Source organism: Streptomyces clavifer (assembly GCF_036345975.1).
GTDB classification, from domain to species: Bacteria; Actinomycetota; Actinomycetes; order Streptomycetales; family Streptomycetaceae; genus Streptomyces; species Streptomyces clavifer.
In genome coordinates this window covers 4,541,566-4,560,771 of record NZ_CP107793.1, presented here as the reverse complement: position 1 = coordinate 4,560,771, position 19,206 = coordinate 4,541,566, and the positions used below count along the sequence as shown (strand labels likewise).

23 protein-coding genes are annotated in these 19,206 nt (G+C 71.5%); 5 read left to right on the top strand and 18 right to left on the bottom strand.

The window, feature by feature from the left end:
- Window positions 1-24 precede the first annotated feature (24 nt).
- From guaB to OG927_RS20070, 3 genes are all read right to left on the bottom strand, one after another.
- The gene (guaB, locus tag OG927_RS20080) at window positions 25-1,530 is read right to left on the bottom strand and encodes an IMP dehydrogenase (RefSeq protein WP_056796451.1); all 1,506 of its coding nucleotides are present in this window, start codon (window positions 1,528-1,530) and stop codon (window positions 25-27) included.
- Between the two features lie 134 nt (window positions 1,531-1,664).
- The gene (locus OG927_RS20075; protein ID WP_056796454.1) at window positions 1,665-2,240 is read right to left on the bottom strand and encodes a sigma-70 family RNA polymerase sigma factor; all 576 of its coding nucleotides are present in this window, start codon (window positions 2,238-2,240) and stop codon (window positions 1,665-1,667) included.
- A 277-nt stretch (window positions 2,241-2,517) separates the two neighbouring features.
- A complete protein-coding gene (locus OG927_RS20070; RefSeq protein ID WP_003948568.1) occupies window positions 2,518-3,129 on the bottom strand; it encodes a response regulator transcription factor in 612 nt (203 codons plus the stop codon).
- A 434-nt stretch (window positions 3,130-3,563) separates the two neighbouring features.
- On the opposite strand from OG927_RS20070, the gene OG927_RS20065 reads away from it, so the two are divergent.
- Window positions 3,564-3,896: a WhiB family transcriptional regulator gene (locus OG927_RS20065; protein ID WP_056796459.1), complete on the top strand. Its 333-nt coding sequence runs from the start codon at window positions 3,564-3,566 to the stop codon at window positions 3,894-3,896.
- A 94-nt stretch (window positions 3,897-3,990) separates the two neighbouring features.
- Here OG927_RS20065 and OG927_RS20060 read toward each other — a convergent pair whose 3' ends face one another.
- A complete protein-coding gene (locus OG927_RS20060; protein WP_056796461.1) occupies window positions 3,991-4,881 on the bottom strand; it encodes a LysR family transcriptional regulator in 891 nt (296 codons plus the stop codon).
- A gap of 81 nt (window positions 4,882-4,962) precedes the next feature.
- On the opposite strand from OG927_RS20060, the gene OG927_RS20055 reads away from it, so the two are divergent.
- A complete protein-coding gene (locus OG927_RS20055) occupies window positions 4,963-5,622 on the top strand; it encodes an MOSC domain-containing protein (protein WP_056796465.1) in 660 nt (219 codons plus the stop codon).
- Window positions 5,623-5,676: 54 nt separating this feature from the next.
- A complete protein-coding gene (locus OG927_RS20050) occupies window positions 5,677-6,450 on the top strand; it encodes an SDR family NAD(P)-dependent oxidoreductase (RefSeq protein ID WP_056796469.1) in 774 nt (257 codons plus the stop codon).
- A 79-nt stretch (window positions 6,451-6,529) separates the two neighbouring features.
- Here the strand turns inward: OG927_RS20050 and groL are convergent, their stop codons facing one another.
- The 3 genes from groL to OG927_RS20035 all read right to left on the bottom strand — a co-directional run bounded on the left by groL (window position 6,530) and on the right by OG927_RS20035 (window position 9,739).
- Window positions 6,530-8,152, bottom strand: a complete 1,623-nt coding sequence (gene groL, locus OG927_RS20045; RefSeq protein ID WP_056796472.1) for a chaperonin GroEL — start codon at window positions 8,150-8,152, stop codon at window positions 6,530-6,532.
- Between the two features lie 99 nt (window positions 8,153-8,251).
- A complete protein-coding gene (gene groES / locus OG927_RS20040; RefSeq protein ID WP_003966899.1) occupies window positions 8,252-8,560 on the bottom strand; it encodes a co-chaperone GroES in 309 nt (102 codons plus the stop codon).
- Between the two features lie 270 nt (window positions 8,561-8,830).
- The gene (locus OG927_RS20035) at window positions 8,831-9,739 is read right to left on the bottom strand and encodes a polysaccharide deacetylase family protein (RefSeq protein WP_206431754.1); all 909 of its coding nucleotides are present in this window, start codon (window positions 9,737-9,739) and stop codon (window positions 8,831-8,833) included.
- Between the two features lie 123 nt (window positions 9,740-9,862).
- On the opposite strand from OG927_RS20035, the gene OG927_RS20030 reads away from it, so the two are divergent.
- Window positions 9,863-11,089, top strand: a complete 1,227-nt coding sequence (locus tag OG927_RS20030; protein WP_124281372.1) for a THUMP-like domain-containing protein — start codon at window positions 9,863-9,865, stop codon at window positions 11,087-11,089.
- Between the two features lie 108 nt (window positions 11,090-11,197).
- On the opposite strand, the gene OG927_RS20025 is transcribed toward OG927_RS20030, so the two are convergent.
- The 6 genes from OG927_RS20025 to tsaB all read right to left on the bottom strand — a co-directional run bounded on the left by OG927_RS20025 (window position 11,198) and on the right by tsaB (window position 14,725).
- A complete protein-coding gene (locus tag OG927_RS20025; RefSeq protein WP_056797721.1) occupies window positions 11,198-11,470 on the bottom strand; it encodes a DUF1876 domain-containing protein in 273 nt (90 codons plus the stop codon).
- A gap of 78 nt (window positions 11,471-11,548) precedes the next feature.
- Window positions 11,549-12,013, bottom strand: coding sequence for a VOC family protein (locus OG927_RS20020; RefSeq protein ID WP_056796483.1), 465 nt, complete (start codon window positions 12,011-12,013; stop codon window positions 11,549-11,551).
- A gap of 191 nt (window positions 12,014-12,204) precedes the next feature.
- Complete coding sequence (locus OG927_RS20015; RefSeq protein WP_124281373.1) at window positions 12,205-12,474, bottom strand: hypothetical protein; 270 nt, start codon at window positions 12,472-12,474, stop codon at window positions 12,205-12,207.
- Window positions 12,471-13,577, bottom strand: coding sequence for a tRNA (adenosine(37)-N6)-threonylcarbamoyltransferase complex transferase subunit TsaD (tsaD, locus tag OG927_RS20010; RefSeq protein ID WP_124281374.1), 1,107 nt, complete (start codon window positions 13,575-13,577; stop codon window positions 12,471-12,473). The genes OG927_RS20015 and tsaD overlap by 4 nt, the downstream gene beginning before the upstream one ends.
- A 3-nt stretch (window positions 13,578-13,580) precedes the next feature.
- On the bottom strand, window positions 13,581-14,069 hold the full coding sequence (gene rimI, locus OG927_RS20005; protein ID WP_056796494.1) for a ribosomal protein S18-alanine N-acetyltransferase: 489 nt from the start codon (window positions 14,067-14,069) through the stop codon (window positions 13,581-13,583).
- The gene (tsaB, locus tag OG927_RS20000; RefSeq protein ID WP_241191765.1) at window positions 14,066-14,725 is read right to left on the bottom strand and encodes a tRNA (adenosine(37)-N6)-threonylcarbamoyltransferase complex dimerization subunit type 1 TsaB; all 660 of its coding nucleotides are present in this window, start codon (window positions 14,723-14,725) and stop codon (window positions 14,066-14,068) included. The genes rimI and tsaB overlap by 4 nt, the downstream gene beginning before the upstream one ends.
- 176 nt (window positions 14,726-14,901) lie before the next feature.
- Between tsaB and OG927_RS19995 the strand changes: the two genes are divergently transcribed.
- On the top strand, window positions 14,902-15,441 hold the full coding sequence (locus OG927_RS19995) for a hypothetical protein (RefSeq protein ID WP_206431785.1): 540 nt from the start codon (window positions 14,902-14,904) through the stop codon (window positions 15,439-15,441).
- A gap of 25 nt (window positions 15,442-15,466) precedes the next feature.
- Here the strand turns inward: OG927_RS19995 and OG927_RS19990 are convergent, their stop codons facing one another.
- From OG927_RS19990 to OG927_RS19970, 5 genes are all read right to left on the bottom strand, one after another.
- Complete coding sequence (locus OG927_RS19990) at window positions 15,467-15,643, bottom strand: hypothetical protein (RefSeq protein WP_164494132.1); 177 nt, start codon at window positions 15,641-15,643, stop codon at window positions 15,467-15,469.
- A gap of 128 nt (window positions 15,644-15,771) precedes the next feature.
- Window positions 15,772-16,305 (bottom strand): tRNA (adenosine(37)-N6)-threonylcarbamoyltransferase complex ATPase subunit type 1 TsaE, encoded by a 534-nt coding sequence (gene tsaE, locus OG927_RS19985; RefSeq protein ID WP_056796501.1) that lies wholly within the window; start codon window positions 16,303-16,305, stop codon window positions 15,772-15,774.
- Window positions 16,306-16,323: 18 nt separating this feature from the next.
- On the bottom strand, window positions 16,324-17,538 hold the full coding sequence (locus tag OG927_RS19980) for an alpha/beta fold hydrolase (RefSeq protein WP_056796505.1): 1,215 nt from the start codon (window positions 17,536-17,538) through the stop codon (window positions 16,324-16,326).
- A 39-nt stretch (window positions 17,539-17,577) separates the two neighbouring features.
- Window positions 17,578-18,732 carry an alanine racemase gene (gene alr / locus OG927_RS19975; RefSeq protein ID WP_056796507.1) on the bottom strand — a complete coding sequence of 385 codons (1,155 nt, stop codon included), beginning with the start codon at window positions 18,730-18,732 and terminating at the stop codon, window positions 17,578-17,580.
- Window positions 18,733-18,794: 62 nt separating this feature from the next.
- Window positions 18,795-19,181 carry a DUF488 domain-containing protein gene (locus OG927_RS19970; RefSeq protein WP_056796511.1) on the bottom strand — a complete coding sequence of 129 codons (387 nt, stop codon included), beginning with the start codon at window positions 19,179-19,181 and terminating at the stop codon, window positions 18,795-18,797.
- Window positions 19,182-19,206 lie beyond the last annotated feature (25 nt).

Below are 19,206 nucleotides of genomic sequence, written 5' to 3'. Positions count from 1 at the left end.
CCGCCCCTCACCTGCGGTGATGCGTTACTTCCTGCTGTAGTTCGGCGCCTCGACCGTCATCTGGATGTCGTGCGGGTGGCTCTCCTTGAGCCCCGCCGAGGTGATCCGTACGAAGCGTCCGTTGGCCTGGAGCTCCGGCACCGTCCGGCCGCCGACGTAGAACATCGACTGGCGCAGCCCGCCGGTCAGCTGGTGCACGACCGCGGACAGCGGGCCACGGTACGGGACCTGGCCCTCGATGCCTTCGGGGACCAGCTTCTCGTCGGAGGCCACGCCCTCCTGGAAGTAGCGGTCCTTGGAGTACGAGCGCTGGTCGCCCCGGGTCTGCATCGCGGCGAGCGAACCCATGCCGCGGTACGACTTGAACTGCTTGCCGTTGATGAACATCAGCTCACCCGGGGACTCCTCGCAGCCCGCGAGGAGCGAACCGAGCATCACGGTGTCCGCGCCGGCCACCAGGGCCTTGGCGATGTCGCCGGAGTACTGCAGGCCGCCGTCGCCGATGACCGGGACACCGGCTGCCTTGGCGGCGAGCGAGGCCTCGTAGATCGCGGTCACCTGCGGGACGCCGATACCGGCGACCACGCGGGTGGTGCAGATGGAACCGGGGCCGACACCCACCTTGATGCCGTCCACGCCCGCGTCGATGAGCGCCTGGGCGCCGTCACGGGTGGCGATGTTGCCGCCGATGACGTCGACACCGGAGGTGTTCGACTTGATCTTGGCGACCATGTCGCCGACGAGGCGGGAGTGGCCGTGCGCGGTGTCGACGACGATGAAGTCGACACCGGCCTCGGCGAGCGCCTGCGCCCGCTCGAAGGCGTCGCCCGCGACGCCGACCGCGGCGCCGACGAGCAGCCGGCCTTCCTTGTCCTTGGCGGCGTTCGGGTACTTCTCGGCCTTGACGAAGTCCTTGACGGTGATGAGGCCCTTGAGGACCCCGGCGTCGTCGACCAGCGGGAGCTTCTCGATCTTGTGGCGGCGCAGCAGCTCCATGGCGTCGACACCGGAGATGCCGACCTTGCCGGTGACGAGCGGCATCGGCGTCATGACCTCGCGCACCTGACGGCCGCGGTCCGACTCGAAGGCCATGTCACGGTTGGTGACGATGCCCAGCAGCTTGCCCGCGGCGTCGGTGACCGGGACACCGCTGATACGGAACTTCGCGCAGAGCTGGTCCGCCTCGCGCAGCGTCGCGTCCGGGTGCACCGTGATCGGGTCGGTGACCATGCCGGACTCGGAGCGCTTCACCAGGTCGACCTGGTTGGCCTGGTCGGCGATGGAGAGGTTGCGGTGCAGAACGCCCGCGCCGCCCTGCCGCGCCATGGCGATGGCCATGCGCGCCTCGGTGACCTTGTCCATCGCGGCGGAGAGCAGCGGGATGTTCACCCGGACGTTCTTCGAGATGTGCGAGGAGGTATCGATCTGATCGGGCGCCATGTCGGACGCGCCGGGCAGCAGCAGCACGTCGTCGTATGTCAGCCCGAGCGTCGCGAATTTCTCGGGCACTCCGTCGACGTTTGCAGTCATGACACCTTCCCCAAATGGCCTTGATCGGTGCGGATGTCCATGCTAACGGGCTCGCGGGGTGTCTCATTCCACGATCAAGATCACTTGACGTTTTCGTGGCTTTCCACGAACCGGCCGGGGCCGGTCCGAGCCGTTCACTGCCCCGCGAGGGCCCGCAGTCTGCTCAGCGCGCGGTGCTGGGCGACCCGGACCGCGCCCGGGGACATCCCGAGCATCTGCCCGGTCTCCTCCGCGGTCAGTCCGACCGCGACCCGCAGGACCAGCAGCTCGCGCTGGTTCTCCGGAAGATTGGCGAGAAGCTTCTTGGCCCAGGCCGCGTCACTGCTGAGCAGCGCGCGTTCCTCGGGGCCGAGGGAGTCGTCGGGCCGCTCCGGCATCTCGTCGGAGGGCACGGCCGTCGATCCGGGGTGCCGCATCGCGGCCCGCTGGAGGTCGGCGACCTTGTGGCCCGCGATGGCGAAGACGAAGGCTTCGAAGGGCCTGCCGGTGTCCTTGTACCGCGGCAGCGCCATCAGCACCGCGACACAGACCTCCTGCGCGAGGTCCTCCACGAAGTGACGGGCATCACCGGGCAGCCGGTTCAGCCGGGACCTGCAGTAGCGCAGGGCCAGTGGGTGGACATGGGCCAGCAGATCGTGGGTGGCCTGCGCGTCGCCGTCGACGGCACGGTGCACCAGAGCACCGATCACCGTCGTCTCGTCGTCGCGCATCGGACCATGGTGCCTTGACGCCGTCTGATCCGCGGCATCGCGTCCCGAGTTGTGCACCGAAGCGTTATGAGCGGGTGCGCCGGATGTCATCCCCTGCGCCCTCCCCTTCCGCTGGACCGAATCGTTCCCGAGGAACTCCACACCTCAAGGATGCGGCATCGGCCGGGAAGCGTCACATAGCGCTGGTGGGGAGGGCCCGGCCGCAGGTCCGCCGCCACCGTCGCCCCGTCCGCCGGTGTGCGGACGGGATCGAACAGCTACCGGTCACGCCGGGGCATCAGCGGACCAGGCCCCAGCGGAAGCCGAGCGCCACCGCATGCGCGCGGTCCGAGGCCCCGAGCTTCTTGAACAGGCGCCTGGCGTGCGTCTTCACGGTGTCCTCCGAGAGGAACAGCTCACGCCCGATCTCCGCGTTGGAGCGGCCGTGGCTCATGCCTTCGAGCACCTGGATCTCCCGCGCGGTGAGCGTCGGCGCCGCCCCCATCTCGGCGGACCGCAGCCGGCGCGGGGCGAGCCGCCACGTCGGATCGGCCAGCGCCTGGGTCACGGTGGCCCGCAGTTCGGCGCGCGAGGCGTCCTTGTGCAGGTAGCCGCGGGCGCCCGCGGCTACGGCGAGCGCGACGCCGTCCAGGTCCTCGGCGACGGTCAGCATGATGATCCGGGCACCGGGATCAGCCGAGAGGAGTCGCCGGACCGTCTCCACACCCCCCAGACCGGGCATGCGTACGTCCATCAGAATCAGATCCGAACGGTCGGCTCCCCAGCGGCGGAGGACTTCCTCGCCGTTGGCCGCCGTCGTCACACGCTCGACGCCGGGCACGGTCGCAACCGCGCGGCGGAGCGCTTCTCGGGCAAGCGGGGAGTCGTCGCAGACGAGGACGGATGTCATGACCGTCCTCCGCAGCTGATGCGCGTCACCTTGAGCCTCCAGGCTGATACAAGTCGTCACCTGTGCGGTTGACCCCCTCGGACATGTGCCCGAGCTCGCTCTCCGTCAACCGCCTCGCCCTTCTCAACGACGGTCACTCGAAAGAGTTACGGGTCGAAGCCTTCGGTTCGGCACTCTAAGTGAGGGGCCGCGCACGGAGGAGAGCGACGCGAGATCATTCACCCGTCAACCGGTGCATCACCCCCAGGCGTGCCCCATTTAGCGGTTTTTCTTCCCTTTTGCTGGCGTCTATGGCTAGATTCACAATCAGTCATATTTACATCTACTAAGACCGTAGATGTACGGTCGGAACACCGGCCACAAGGATCACCCCGGCGGTCGACGACGGTCGAGGTTGCCGTTTCCGACGCAGCAAGGTTTCGAGGGGACACGCAATGGCAGATTTCTCCCGCCTTCCCGGGCCCAACGCAGACCTGTGGGACTGGCAGCTGCTGGCTGCCTGCCGCGGGGTCGACAGCTCGCTGTTCTTCCACCCCGAAGGAGAGCGCGGGGCGGCTCGGAGCGCCCGTGAGACCTCGGCCAAGGAGGTCTGCATGCGCTGCCCCGTCCGCGCCGAGTGCGCCGCGCACGCGCTCGCGGTCCGCGAGCCCTACGGTGTGTGGGGCGGCCTGACCGAGGACGAACGCGAGGAGCTCATGGGCCGCGCCCGCAACCGTCTGATCTCCACCCATGCGAACGGCACCGCCCAGGGGTCCGGGGACACCTGACACCTCGCACGGCCCAGTGAACGCAGAAACGTTTCTTTAGATCTGGCGCGCCCTCCGTCGGACGCGCGCACCAGGTACGCGGTGACACACGCGCTCAGCGCGCGGCCGCCCGCGAAAGCTGGTCCAGGGTGGCGGCCACGGCCGGGACCCGGGCCAGGTCCGGCAGGGTCAGCGCGACGATCTCCCGCTCCACGGCCGGCTCCACGGTGACGGTGCGCGCCCCCTTGGGGCGTACGGACTCGATGGCCAGCGCCGGCAGGACCGCCACGCCGAGGCCGGCCCCGACCAGGCCGATCACCGCCGGGTAGTCGTCGGTGGCGAAGTCGATCCGGGGGGTGAATCCGGACGTCTCGCAGACCTCGACCAGCTGGCGCCTGCAGCGGGGGCAGCCCGCGATCCACGACTCCTCGGCCAGCTCGCCGATGCCCACGGTCTCCGCTCCCGCCAGCCGGTGGCCCTCGGGAAGCAGCCCGATCAGCCGGTCCGTGAGCAGCGGGCGCACCACGAGGTCCTCCCACTCGTCACCGGTCGCCCCGTACCGGAACGCCAGCGCGATGTCGCAGTCGCCGTCGCGCAGCATCTCCACCGAGCGCGGCGGTTCCGCCTCGACGAGCGAGACCTGAGTGCCGGGGTGGGCGGCCCGCAGTGCGGCGAGGGCTCCGGGCACCAGCGTGGAGCTGCCGCTGGGGAACGACACGAGCCGGACCCTTCCGGCGCGCAGCCCGGCGATCGCGGCGACCTCCTCCTCGGCCGCGGTCAGCCCCGCGAGGATGCCGGAGGCGTGGCGCACCAGCGCCTCCCCCGCTTCGGTGAGCCGCATCTCCCGCCCGGTGCGGATCAGCAGCGGGGTGCCCGCGGAGGACTCCAGTGCCTTCATCTGCTGACTGACCGCCGGCTGGGTGCAGCCCAGCTCGCGCGCGGCGGCGGAGAAGGAACCGGTGGTGGCCACGGCCCGCAGGACGCGGAGGTGACGGGCTTCGATCATCCCTCCACCATAAGCGCTTCTTGTAGAGTCGTGCGGATATTCATGAGCACCTTTGGGCGGGGACTCGTTAGCGTGTACGGCATGAAGCTGCTGACCGTGAATCTGGGCCGCCCCGAGGCCGCCGCGTACGCCGACGGGCTCACCGGGATCGACAAGCGTCCCGCCGACGGCCCCGTGCGGGTCACCGACCCCGGCCCCAAGGGCATCGGCGGCAGCGGGCTGGCCGGGGACTCGGTGTGCGACCTGCGCCACCACGGCGGCTCGGACCAGGCGGTGTACGCCTTCGCGCGCGAGGAGCTCGACTCCTGGGAGAAGGAGCTCGGCCGTCCCCTGCCCAACGGCTCGTTCGGCGAGAACCTCACCACGTCCGGCATCTCCGTGAGCCACGCGCGGATCGGCGAGCGCTGGCGGGTCGGCGACGAGCTGGTCCTCGAGGTGACGGCGGGCCGTATTCCGTGCCGTACGTTCGCCGGTCACCTGGACGAGCGGGGCTGGGTCAAGCGGTTCACGCGCGAGGCGGCCACCGGCGCGTATCTGCGGGTGATCGAGCCGGGGACGATCCGTGCCGGCGATCCGGTCGAGATCGTGCACCGCCCCGACCACGAGGTGACGGCGGCGCTGCAGTTCCGGGCCGTCACCACCGAGCGGGACCTGTTGCCGCGCCTGCTCGCCGCCGGGTCCGCGCTGCACCCCGAGGCGCTGCGCAAGGCGCGGGAGTACGTGGCGGCCCGGGGGGTGTGACCATCCTCCGGGCGGGTGGGCGGCCCGCGATCGCGGGCCGCTAACGTGCCGCATATGACGACTGCACTGATTACGGGCGCTACGGCGGGGATCGGGGCCGCCTTCGCAGGGCGCCTCGCGGGTGACGGGCACAACCTGGTGCTGGTGGCCCGTGACACGGAGCGGCTGCGGGCCCAGGCCACGGAGCTGCACGACCGGCACGGCATCGAGGCCGAGGTACTGACGGCCGACCTGTCGACGGACTCCGGGATCGAGGCGGTCGAAGCACGGCTGGCGAACCGCGTGAGCCCCGTCGACCTGCTGGTGAACAACGCCGGTTTCGGCAACAAGGGGCGCTATCTCGACGTGTCCATGGCCGATGAACTGACGATGCTGAAGGTGCACTGCGAGGCGGTGCTGCGGCTGACCTCGGCCGGGACGGCCGCCATGCGGGAGCGCGGGCGCGGCGGAGTGATCAATGTGGCCTCGGTGGCGGCCTTCCTGCCGCGGGGGACGTACGGGGCGTCGAAGGCGTGGGTCGTGCAGTTCACCCAGGGCGCGGCGAAGGACCTGGCGGGGTCGGGGGTCCGGCTGATGGCCCTCTGCCCCGGCTTCGTGCGGACCGAGTTCCACGAGCGGGCCGGGATGGGCACGGGCAACATCCCGGACTGGATGTGGCTCGACGCGGACAAGCTGGTCACGGCGGCCCTGGCGGATCTGGCCCGGGGCAGGACGGTGTCGGTGCCGGACGCCCGGTACAAGGCGCTGATGGGCCTGGTGAAGGTGGCGCCCCGGGGCCTGCTCGGCGGAGTGACGTCCCGCGCCGGCCGGACGTACGGACCGAAGTAGCGGAGCCGGCCCACGGGAACGGCCGAGGCCCGGCGCCCCCGCGACGGGGGCACCGGGCCTCGGCTGTGTACGGACCGTACTAGTGGGAGTGGCCGTGGCCGTGACCGGCGTCGGCCTCTTCCTCGGCCGGCTTCTCGACGACCAGGGTCTCGGTCGTGAGCAGCAGCGACGCGATGGACGCGGCGTTCTCCAGGGCGGAGCGGGTGACCTTGACCGGGTCGATGACGCCGGCCTTCACCAGGTCGCCGTACTCGCCCGTGGCGGCGTTGAAGCCCTGGCCCTTGTCGAGCTCGGAGACCTTCGAGGTGATGACGTAACCCTCGAGGCCCGCGTTCTCGGCGATCCAGCGCAGCGGCTCGACGGCGGCGCGGCGCACGACCGCGACACCCGTGGCCTCGTCGCCGGTCTTGCCGAGGTTGCCCTCGAGGACCTTGACGGCGTGGACCAGAGCGGAGCCACCACCGGAGACGATGCCCTCCTCGACCGCGGCGCGGGTCGCGGAGATGGCGTCCTCCAGACGGTGCTTCTTCTCCTTGAGCTCCACCTCGGTGGCGGCACCGACACGGATCACGCACACGCCGCCGGCCAGCTTCGCGAGGCGCTCCTGGAGCTTCTCGCGGTCCCAGTCGGAGTCCGTGGACTCGATCTCGGCCTTGATCTGGTTGACGCGGCCCTTGACGTCGGCGGAGTCGCCGCCGCCGTCGACGATGGTCGTGTCGTCCTTCGAGACGGTGACGCGGCGGGCGGTGCCCAGCACGTCCAGACCGGCGCCGTCGAGCTTGAGGCCGACCTCTTCGGCGATGACGGTCGCACCGGTGAGGGTGGCGATGTCGCCGAGCATGGCCTTGCGGCGGTCGCCGAAGCCCGGGGCCTTCACCGCGACGGCGTTGAAGGTGCCACGGATCTTGTTGACGACGAGGGTGGAGAGCGCCTCGCCCTCGACGTCCTCGGCGATGATCAGGAGCGGCTTGGAGGCGCCGGCCTGGATGACCTTCTCCAGCAGCGGGAGCAGCTCCTGGATGGAGCCGATCTTGCCCTGGTGGATCAGGATGTACGGGTCGTCGAGGACGGCCTCCATACGCTCCTGGTCGGTCACCATGTACGGGGACAGGTAGCCCTTGTCGAAGGCCATGCCCTCGGTGAACTCGAGGTCCAGACCGAAGGTGTTGGACTCCTCGACGGTGATGACACCGTCCTTGCCGACCTTGTCCATCGCGTCCGCGATGAGCTCGCCGACCTGGCTGTCCTGCGCGGAGAGCGCGGCCACGGCGGCGATGTCGGACTTGTCGTCGATCGGGCGGGCGGTCGCGAGGAGCTCCTCGGACACGGCCTTCACGGCGGCGTCGATGCCCTTCTTCAGGGCGGCCGGGGACGCGCCCGCGGCAACGTTGCGCAGACCCTCGCGAACGAGCGCCTGGGCGAGCACGGTGGCGGTGGTGGTGCCGTCACCCGCTACGTCGTTGGTCTTGGTCGCCACCTCCTTCACCAGCTGGGCACCGAGGTTCTCGTACGGGTCGTCGAGCTCGACCTCGCGCGCGATGGTGACACCGTCGTTGGTGATGGTGGGAGCGCCGAACTTCTTGTCGATGACGACGTTGCGGCCCTTCGGACCGATCGTCACCTTCACCGTGTCGGCAAGCTTGTTGACGCCGCGCTCAAGGGCGCGACGGGCGTCCTCGTCGAACTTCAGAATCTTCGCCATGGGCTGAGCTGTCCTCTCGAACGAACTGCGCCCCTCACCACCCGGCTAGTTATCTCGCAGGGGGGCCAGGGGCGCAGAACAGAAGCAAACGTGGATGAACTACTTCTCGACGATCGCGAGAACGTCGCGCGCCGAGAGGACGAGGTACTCCTCGCCGTTGTACTTCACCTCGGTACCGCCGTACTTGCTGTACAGAACGACATCGCCGGTCTTGACGTCGAGCGGAAGGCGCTCGCCGTTCTCGAAGCGGCCCGGGCCCACGGCCAGGACGACGCCCTCCTGGGGCTTCTCCTTGGCGGTGTCCGGAATGACCAGGCCGGAAGCCGTGGTCTGCTCGGCGTCGAGCGGCTGGACCACAATGCGGTCCTCGAGCGGCTTGATCGCAACCTTGGAGCTGGTGGTCGACACGATCCGGTCTCCCCCTTCGGAGATCTCACGGGGTTTAACAGTCTGAGGGTGGCGACCAGGTCGATCCGTCGTCGCGGGTGCCGGACCTGCCCTGTCGCACGGTGGTGCTGGCACTCTCCAGTGGGGAGTGCCAGACCTGAGACTATGACCGCGATTAGCACTCGGTCAAGCGGAGTGCCAATTCACCACCCTCGCGTGGCGCGCTCGGACCGGCGCACGCCCGGACAACGCGGGAGAGGGCCGCGGCGTTCCGGGCGCGGGGAAGTGCCCTCAGACGTAGTCCTCCAGCCTGGCCACGGCGTACCCCTTGCCCGTGATCGTCTTCATGACGCTGCGGACCATGTCGGTCATGGACCCCTTCCATTCCTCGCGCCCGCGGAAGTGGGTGAGCACGATGTCGCCGGGGTGCAGGTCCCGGTCCGGCTCCCGCCACTCCATGTGGTCGGGGAACGCCTCGGCCGCCCACAGGGGAACGGCCTCGATGCCGCAGGACCCGGCGATGCGCAGGGTGTCGCCGTTGTAGTTGCCGAACGGCGGCCTGAAGAGGGTGGGCCGCTTCCCGAAGTACTTCTCGATCTTGTCCTGTTCGCCGCAGATCTCCCGCCGCTGGTCGGCCTTCGAGAGTCCGGGCAGGTAGCGGTGGTTGAGGGTGTGGTTGCTGAGGGTGACGCCGCGCGCCTGCATGTCCTTGAAGTACCCGTAGTCGTCACTCACGACGTAGTCGCTGATGAAGGCGCTGTAGGGGATGCCCAGCTCCGTCATCATCCTCAGCAGCTCGGGGTCCTTCTCCGCGCCGTCGTCGATCGTCAGAAAAACAATCCGCTCCTTGGTCGGGACGGTGGTGAAGACCGGGGGGAGCGCGTCCCCGCCCTCGACCTCGAACCCCTCGCGCGTGGTGATGCGCGGCTTCTCGGCGGGCGGCGCCGGGGGGACCAGCGGGACCTCGGCCAGCCCCCACTTCTTCGCCGCGGCCACGCGTGCGGCCTGCTGCCGCTTCAGCCGCTCGGCACGGGCGGCCGCAGGCGGGGGAGCGGCGGCCGCTCCGGGCCGGCCGGCCGCCGGCTCGGCCCGCCGCCCCTGGTCCGTCCCCCCGCCGTCCGTCCCTTCGGCACACGCGGAGGCGATGGCGGCGACCAGCAGAGCCACCAGGACCGCACGGACCGGTCTGTGCCGCTTCATGGCGGATTTTTCGTTTTGTCGTACTGGCTGCATGGCGCCGCATCCTGCCAGCCGGTCAGAGGGCCCCCGCCCCGACACCTCCGGCGGGCCCGTCACGTCCCCCGGCTGGCTCACAATGGACCGGTGAACGCCCACCCCCCTGCGGACCCCGCAGACCCGTCCGACCCGCTCGCCGCCTTCACGGCCCTGCGCACGCCCGAGGGCGCGGCGCTGCTGGCGGAGCTGCGCGACCACGACCCGGCCCACGAGCTGGCCACGGCGACCAGGCTGCGCCGTACGCACCCGGCCGCCCTGGTGTCGGCCGCGCTCGGCCAGGCGCGGCTGCGGCAGCGGGCGGTGGCGAAGTTCGGGGCGGCGGACGCGTACCGGATGTTCTTCACCCCGAACGGCGTGGAGCAGGCGACCCGGACCTCGGTCGCCACCCACCGCGCCGAGCGGTTCGCGGGGCTCGGCGGCGTGCGGAGCGTGGCCGACCTCTGCTGCGGGATCGGCGGCGACGCGATCGCGCTGGCCAGGGCGGGCATCTCCGTGCTGGCCGTGGACCGTGACCCGCTGACCGCGGAGGTCGCCCGCGCCAACGCCCTGGCGCTCGGCCTCCAGGACCTCGTCGAGGTGCGGTGCGCGGACGTCACCGGGATCGACACGTCCGGTCACGACGCCGTCTTCGTCGACCCGGCCCGGCGCGGCGGGCGCGGCAGGATCTTCGACCCCGAGGCCTACTCGCCGCCGCTCTCCTGGGCGACCGGGGCCGCGATGAAGGCTCCCCGCGCGGCCCTGAAGATCGCCCCGGGCGTCCCGCACGAGGCGATCGGGCCGGACGCCGAGGCCGAGTGGATCTCGGACGGCGGTGACGTGAAGGAGGCCGTGCTCTGGTTCGGCGAGGGCTTCACCCCGGGCCGCTTCCGGGCGACCCTGCTCCCGTCGGGCGCGACCCTGACCGCCGACGCCCCACTCCCCGCCCCGCCCGTCGGTCCCGTCGGGCGCTACCTGTACGAACCCGACGGCGCCGTCATTCGCGCCCATCTGGTCGCCGCGGTCGTGGAACGGTGCGGGGGAAGGCTGGTCGACGAGACGATCGCGTACGTCACGAACGACGAGCTGTACACCTCCGACTGCACGACCGCCTACGAGATCACCGACCGGCTCCCGTTCAACATGAAGAAGCTCAAGGCCCTGCTCCGCGAGCGGCAGGTCGGTGTGCTGACCGTCAAGAAGCGCGGGTCCGCGGTCGAACCCGAGGAACTGCGGCGCAGAATGAAGCTCGAGGGGCCGCACGCCGCCACCGTCTTCCTGACCCGGGTGGCCGGGGCCCCGACGATGCTCATCGGGCAGCCCGTGAAGCGGCCCTGACCACCGGCGGGCGGCGTCTCCCGCCGACGCGCCCGGGTCCGGAGCACCCCGGCGGGTATACCCCCGTACGGCCCCGCCCCGGGGTCCGCGGCGTCAGGTCGGGTCGTGTCAGGTCAGCGGGTACGACGTCCGGCCGGACGCGTCGTCGATCTCGTCGTGCGCCTTGGTGAGCAGCTTCATGGCCAGTTCGTTGAGCGCGCGGGCTCCCGCGATCTCCTCGCCGACCCTCGGCTGCTCCGCGTCGGAGGGATGACGGCTGGCGTATCCGTGGGCCCGTACCTCGGTCCCGTCACTCAGCCGCACGAGAGCGGCCGCGCGGGTGCGGTGCGTGTCCTCTTCGAATTCCAGCTCGATATGCCATCCGACAGTGGTCTCCATCATGACGGTCACCTCCCGGAAGTCCTGTCTCCAGGGTGCGCCCGTCCGCCCGGCCTCGCACGGCGTGCGGGCGGGCGGGTCTCACGCGTCCCGCAGCGCCCGGACGTCCAGCTTCCGCATGCCCAGCATGGCCTTCATCGCCCGCTCGGCCCTGGCCTTGTCGGGGTCGGAGAGCACCTCGCGCAGGGCGCGCGGGATGATCTGCCAGGACATGCCGTACCTGTCCTTCAGCCATCCGCACATGCTCTCCTCGCCGCCCTCGGTGAGCTTCGCCCACAGCGTGTCGACCTCCGCCTGGTCGGCGCAGTCCACGCTCAGCGAGACGGCCTCGCTGAAGGTGAACTGCGGGCCGCCGTTGAGCGCGGTGTACTCCTGTCCGGCGAGCACGAAGTCCACGGTCAGCACCGTCCCGGGCTCCCCCGGGGAGGCCTCGGTGTAGTACGTGACGTCGACGATGCGTGAGTCGCCGCCGAAGACGGAGACGTAGAACTCCGCGGCCTCCCGGGCCTGGCCGTCGAACCACAGGCAGGGCTTGATCTTCTGCATGGTCTCTCTCCTTCGCACGGTGGGCGGCGTCGTCGGACACCGTGCAAGGTAGACCCGGCCCGCACCGGAAACTCATCGGGACACGCCCTCGCGCCGGGCGAGCGGCAGCGCCCGATCGGGCACCTTGCGGGGTCGGCTCCGCGGCCCGTACGAAGGCCTAGAGATCTTTCCGGCGGTTGCCGCTGGACGGCTCAGCCGTCCAGCGGCCCCAGCGATTCGAAGCGCCAGCGGTGCACCGGGCGGGTGACCAGCCCGGCGTCCGGCTCGGGGAGCTCAGGCAGCTCGTCGTCGTACGCCGCCTCCCACCAGGTGAGGACGAGCACCCGGTCCTGCGGGGCGCGCAGCAGCTCGCTGCGCAGGGGCCGCCGGGCCAGCTCCGCCGCCGCGGACCGGGCCCACTCCAGGAGCTCGGCTCCCCGGCCTCCGGCGGCGCGGGCCTCCCACATGAGCGCGACGGTCATGAGTACAGGTTGTCCTTGCTGATCTCGTGCACGTGGTCGTGGGTGTGGGTGTGGCTGTGCGCCCCCGGCACGTGCGGTTCGGTGACGGGCAGCGAGGAGTCCGCGGAGAGCTCCCAGTCGGAGGCCGGGCGGTTGCGGGCGACCATCTCCGCGCCGAGCGCGGCGACCATCGCCCCGTTGTCCGTGCACAGGCCGGGCCTGGGCACCCGCAGCCGGATGCCCGCGCGCTCGCACCGCTCCTGGGCGAGGGCGCGCAGCCGTGTGTTGGCCGCGACACCGCCGCCGATCATCAGGTGGTCGACGCCCTCGTCCTTGCAGGCCCGCACGGCCTTCCGGGTCAGCACGTCCACGACGGCCTCCTGGAAGGACGCGGCGACGTCCCGTACGGGAACGTCCTCGCCGGCCGCCCGCTTCGCCTCGATCCAGCGCGCCACGGACGTCTTGAGGCCGGAGAAGGAGAAGTCGTACGCGGGGTCGCGCGAGCCGCTCAGCCCGCGGGGGAACGCGATCGCCTTCGGGTCGCCCTCCTTCGCCAGCCGGTCGATGACCGGGCCGCCGGGGAAGCCGAGGTGCAGCACCCGGGCGATCTTGTCGAAGGCCTCGCCCGCCGCGTCGTCGATGGTGGCGCCCAGCGGGCGCACGTCGCTGGTGATGTCCGGGGCCAACAGCAGCGAGGAGTGCCCGCCGCTGACCAGCAGCGCCATGGTCGGCTCGGGCAGCGGACCGTGCTCCAGCTGGTCGACGCAGATGTGCGAGGCGAGGTGGTTCACCCCGTACAGCGGCTTGTTCAGCGCGTACGCGTACGCCTTCGCCGCCGAGACGCCCACGAGGAGTGCCCCGGCGAGCCCGGGGCCGGCCGTGACGGCGATGCCGTCGAGGTCACGGGCACTGATCCCGGCCTCCTTCAGGGCGCGCTCGATGGTGGGGACCATCGACTCCAGATGGGCGCGGGAGGCGATCTCCGGGACGACGCCGCCGAAGCGGGCGTGCGTGTCGACGCTGGACGCGACGGCGTCGGCGAGCAGCGTCGTGCCGCGCACGACGCCCACGCCGGTCTCGTCGCAGGAGGTCTCGATGCCGAGTACGAGCGGTTCGTCAGCCATCAGTCAGGTCTCTGTTCCTTGTACGGTCAGGCGCATGACGAGTGCGTCGACGTTCCCCGGCTGGTAGTAGCCCCGGCGGAAGCCGATGGGTTCGAAGCCGAAGCGTTCGTAGAGCTTCTGCGCCCGTGTGTTGTCCACCCGGACCTCCAGGAGCACCGCGGTGCACTCGAAGGCCGTGGCGTGTCTGAGCAGGTCGGTCAGGAGCTCGGAGCCGAGGCCGCCGCCCCACTGCCCCCGGCTGACGCCGATCGTCTGGACGTCGGCGAGGTCGCCGGCCGAGGCGAGGCCCGCGTAGCCGACGATCCGTCCGTCGGCGGGGTCCTCGGCGACGACGTAGCGGTGGGTGGCCCGGGGGCCGCGGGAGCGGGCCAGCTCGGACCAGAACATGCCGGCCGACCAGGAGTCGTCGGGGAACAGCTCGTGTTCCAGCTCCAGCACCGGGTCGATGTCCCACCAGCGCATCTCGCGGAGCACTGCGGTCGCGGTGGTCACTTCGGGGTGACCACCTTGTAGTTCTTCGGCACCTGGGCGTCGGGCCTGCGCAGGTAGAGCGGCTGCGGGGGCAGCAGCGCGGCCCCGGCTGCCAGGCGTTCGGCCGCGAGGGAGGCGAGCGCGCCGGCGGAGACGTGTTCCGGGCCGCGGGGGTCCGGGAACGCCTCGGGGTAGAGCAGGGCGCCCGCGCCGACGACGGGGAGCCCGGCAAGCTGTTCGGTGATGTCGGCGGGCCGGTCGACAGCCGGTTCGCCGGAGGTCTCGCCGTCCTCGTACCGGGCCCAGTAGACCTCTTTGCGGCGCGCGTCCGTCGCGACGGCGAACGGGCCTTCGAGGCCGCCCCGCCGCGCGGCGTACGCGAGGCCGTCGAGCGTGCACAGTCCGTGCACGGGGACGGAGAGGGCGGAGCCGAACGTGGCCGCGGTCACCAGGCCGACGCGCAGCCCGGTGTACGGGCCGGGGCCGACCCCGACGACCACGCCGGTCACGGCGTCGAGCTTCACCCCGGCCTCCGCGAGCACCCGGTCGACGGCGGGCAGCAGGAGTTCCCCGTGCCGTCGGGCGTCGACCTGACCGGTCTCGGCGACGACGGAGGTCCCGTCGTGGAGGGCGACGGTGACGGCGGGGGTGGCGGTATCCACGGCGAGCAGGAGCACACGAACAGCCTACGGCTCCACCGACCCCGTCACGCATGCCCGTACGGCGTCCCGGTCTGCCCTTCCGCTGCTGGTACCGTCGCCCGGGTACACGCGTGTACGACGTAAATGCTTGTACGACATACGACGGCAGGCACGCGAAAAGGGAGTTCACGGTGGCAAGGGGCAGCTCGGGAATCGTGGCCGCACTCACTGCCGCGGCGGTGGCCGCGGTCTGTTTCCTCGCCTACCAGGCGTCGGCGAACGCGCCCGAATCGGTGGCCCAGCCCTCGGCGAAGACCTCCGCCGGCGCGTCACCGGAGCCCACCGAGAAGCCGGCCCCTCCCAAGGAGCCGCTGGCGGTCCCGGAGGACTCCGACTCCGGGGCGCGCGTCGTGTACGCGCTGGAGGACCGGCGGGTGTGGATCGTGGACGCCGAGGAGAAGTCGCTCCGGACGTTCGCCGTCATGCCGAGCTCCGTGAGCCCGCTGCCCGGTGTCTACACGGTGACCTCGCGTTCGGGCACCATCAAGGGCTCGGACGGCGTGCTGATCGAGCACGTGGTGCGTTTCGCGAACGTCGACGACGTGTCCGTGGGCTTCAGCGCGGCGCAGGACGGCTCCATGGAGACCCCCGATCCCACGATGAAGACCGGCGGCGTGCGGATGAAGCGCGCGGACGGCGACGCGCTGTGGGCGTTCGCGACGGTCGGCGTCAAGATCGTCGTCGTCCCGTAACGGCCGGCGGGGCTCCGGAGGCCGGTCAGGCCGCGTCGAGCCCCTGCTCGTCCTCGGTGTCCTCGGGCTCCCCGCGGGGCGGCGTCGAGACCGCCGTGGCGGCGGCGCAGGAGGCCAGCAGGTCCTTCATCGACACCGCGGACACCGGTGGCGGATCCGCCTGCGGCGACTGCGGCTGCACTTCGCGCTCGGGTGCCGGCATGTATGCCTCCTCGGGCTTCGGCGAGAGACATGGTTAGGTAGACCTAACCAGAGCTCACGTCCATGTGACCACGGCCGCAGCCCCGTGCGCAACATTTTACCGACGGCTTGTCGGAAAGCGCCCCGGTGTCAGGCCGGCGCCAGGTCCTCCCGCAGCCCCGCCCAGCGGGCGCCGATGCCCATCAGGGTCACGGTGCGGCGCTCGTCGTCCGTGTCGCCGACCGCACGGTCGATCAGCACGCGCAGGCGGTCCTCCGACAGCTCCTCGACCTTCCCGTCGCCCCACTCCACGACGATCACCGACTCCGGCAGCGACACGTCGAGGTCCAGGTCCTCCATCTCGTCGAGCCCTCCGCCGAGGCGGTACGCGTCGACGTGGACCAGCGCGGGACCCGTGCCCAGCGGTGGGTGGACCCGGGCGATCACGAAGGTGGGCGAGGTGACGGCACCCCGTACGCCGAGGCCCTCGCCGAGCCCGCGGGTCAGGGTCGTCTTGCCCGCGCCCAGCTCGCCGGAGAGCATCACCAGGTCGCCGGGTGCCAGGACACCCGCGATACGGCGGCCGAGTTCCCTCATCTGTTCGGGGGACTCGACGGTGAGGTCCAGGGTGACGGTGCCCGGTACGGCGGTGCCGGCCGCCGGGCCGTTGTGCGCTGCTTCCATGCGGGCAACGTTAGAGGATCAGGGCACCTCGGCCGGAACCGCTCCGATCCGTACCAGCAGGTCCGCGAGGCGGTCGGTGACCGTCTCCGGGTGCTCCAGCATCACCAGGTGCCCGGCGTCCGGCACGATGACCAGCTCGGCGTCGGGGAGCTGGTCCGCGATGGCCTCGCTGTGCGAACTGGGCGTCACCAGGTCCTTGTCGCCGGCCAGGATGAGCACCGGGAGATCGAGGAACGCGGGCAGCGCCCCGCTCTTGTCGTGCTCGGTGAACGCCGGGTAGAACTCGGCGACCACGTCGATCGGGGTGGACTCGATGAGCCGCTCCGCGAACCGGGACACCGCCGGATCCACGTCCCGCGACCCGAACGAGTACCGCTTGATCAGCCCCGCGAACAGGTCGGCCGTCGCCCGCCTGCCGCGCTCCACCAGCTCCGCCTGGGAGCCGAGCGCCTTCAGCACGCCGGGCAGGACCCGGCGCACCGCGTTCACCCCCGCCACGGGCAGCCCGAAGTTCACCTCGCCGAGCTTCCCGCTCGACGTGCCGACGAGTGCGACGGCTGCGACCCGGTCACGGATCAGCTCCGGGTACCGGTCGGCCAGCGCCATCATCGTCATGCCGCCCATCGAGTGCCCGACGAGCACCAGCGGTCCCTCGGGTGCCGCCGCGTCGATGACCGCCTTCAGGTCGCGGCCGAGCTGGTCGATGCCGACCGGTACACCGTCGGCCTGCGCCCTGCCGCGCTCGGAGCGGCCGTGGCTGCGCTGGTCCCAGTGGACGGTGCGGACCAGGCCGCGCAGGGCCGCCCGCTGGAAGTGCCAGGAGTCCTGGCTGAGGCAGTAGCCGTGGCTGAAGACGACGGTGACGGGCCCGGGTGCCTTGCGGCCGAAGAGCCTGCGCCGGCGCGAGGAGCTCGCTCCGGCGCCCTGCCTGGCGCCGGAGCGGCCGGGGGCGCCGTCCTCGACCTCGTCGACCTCGTAGTACAGCTGGGTCCCGTCGTCGGCGGCGGCACGGCCCGGGATCCCGCGCAGGGAGCCGTACGGGCCGGAGGCGTCCAGGGCCAGCCGGGCCTTCCTGCGCATGCCTCGGCCCACCGTGAGCCGCTCGACCGCGACTCCTGCCGCCGCGCCTGCGGCGATGACGCCTATCGCCGCTCCGGCGAAGCCCGCCCGCCGCCAGCCGGCCGCCGCGACGGCCGCCGTCGCCGCCACGTCCCCCGCGCTGGTCTCGCTCACCGTGCCGTGCTCCTCACCGTTGTCGTCGCGGTCGTCGGGTCAGCCCCGGTCGGGGGCGCCGTGCAGATGGACGCGGGGTACGCGTTGGCCGATGCGCGTGACGATCTCGTACGCGATCGTGCCGGCCGCCTCCGCCCAGTCCTCGGCGGTCGGCTCGCCCCGGTCCCCCGGCCCGAACAGCACCGCCTCGGCGCCCGGCTCCGGGGTGTCTCCCCCGAGGTCGACCACGAACTGGTCCATGGCGACCCGGCCCGCGATCGTCCGTCGCCGCCCGGCGAGGAGCACGGGGCCCTTGCCCGAGGCGTGCCGCGGTACACCGTCCGCGTAGCCGACCGGCACCAGGGCGAGGGTCGTCTCGGCGGAGGTCGTGTAGTGGTGGCCGTAGCTGATGCCGTGACCCGGCGGCACCTGCTTGACCAGCGCCACCGAGGCACTGAGCGTCATCACGGGGCGCAGGCCGAAGTCGGCCGGGGTGCCCAGCTCGGGCGAGGGCGAGATGCCGTACATGGCGATCCCGGTGCGGACGAGGTCGAAGTGGGACTCGGGCACCGTCAACAGCGCCGGGGAGTTCGCGATGTGCCGCACCTCCGGCTCGACGCCCTCCTTCTCCGCGTACGCCACCATGTCGCGGAACACGCCCAGTTGCGCCTCGATCGACGGGTGGCCCGGCTCGTCGGCGCAGGCGAAGTGCGACCAGAGGCCGGTGATGCGCAGGGTGCCGGCGGCCTCGGCGGTCCGGGCGGCGGAGACGAGCTCCGGCCAGTCGGCGGGCTGGCAGCCGCCCCGCCCGAGGCCCGTGTCGGCCTTGAGCTGCACCCGGGCGGGGATTCCCGCCTCCGTGGCGGCGGCCACCACCTCGTCGAGGGCCCACATGCCGCTCACCGAGACGTCGATGTCGGCCTCGACGGCCTCGCGCCAGGGCCCGCCGGGTGTCCACAGCCAGCACATCACCCGGCCGCCGATCCCGGCGGCGCGGAGCGCGAGCGCCTCCTGCGGGGTGGCCGTGCCCAGCCAGGTCGCGCCCGCCTCCAGCGCGGCTGCGGCGCAGGGCACCGCCCCGTGCCCGTACGCGTCGGACTTCACCACGGCCATGAGCTGCGCCCCGGACGCCCGCGCGCGCAGGGCGCGCACGTTGGCGCGCAGCGCGGCGAGGTCGATCTCGGCACGGGCTCTCAGGGACGCTGTCTCGTTCATATCGCGTCCAGTGTCTCAGAGCCGTACGCCTGTGCCCTCGACCTCCCTGGCGCGGTGAGGCGTCAGCCGTGCTCGAGTGTGTGCCTCAGGTGCTCGGCGAGGACCGGGACATGACTGGCCCCGACGTCCTTCACGGCCGTGACCAGGGTGACGGGGCCGCCCTCGCGCAGCAGGCCGAGGAGTTCGGCGACGGCGTGCTCGTGGGCGGGGTCGCCGAGCTCGGTGCGGTAGCGGTCGACGAACGCGTCGTACCGCTTACCGGAACGGTCCTCGTGGTACCAGGAGCGGAGCTCGTTCGACGGGGTGGCGTCCTTGGCCCACACGTCGACGGCCGCGTGCTCCTTGGACACCCCGCGCGGCCAGAGCCGGTCGACGAGGACGCGTGTGCCGTCGTCCTCCTCCGGGGGGTCGTACACCCTGCGTACCCGTACGGCGTCGCTGCTGCCCACGTCCGTTCACCCTTCCGGCTCGTGT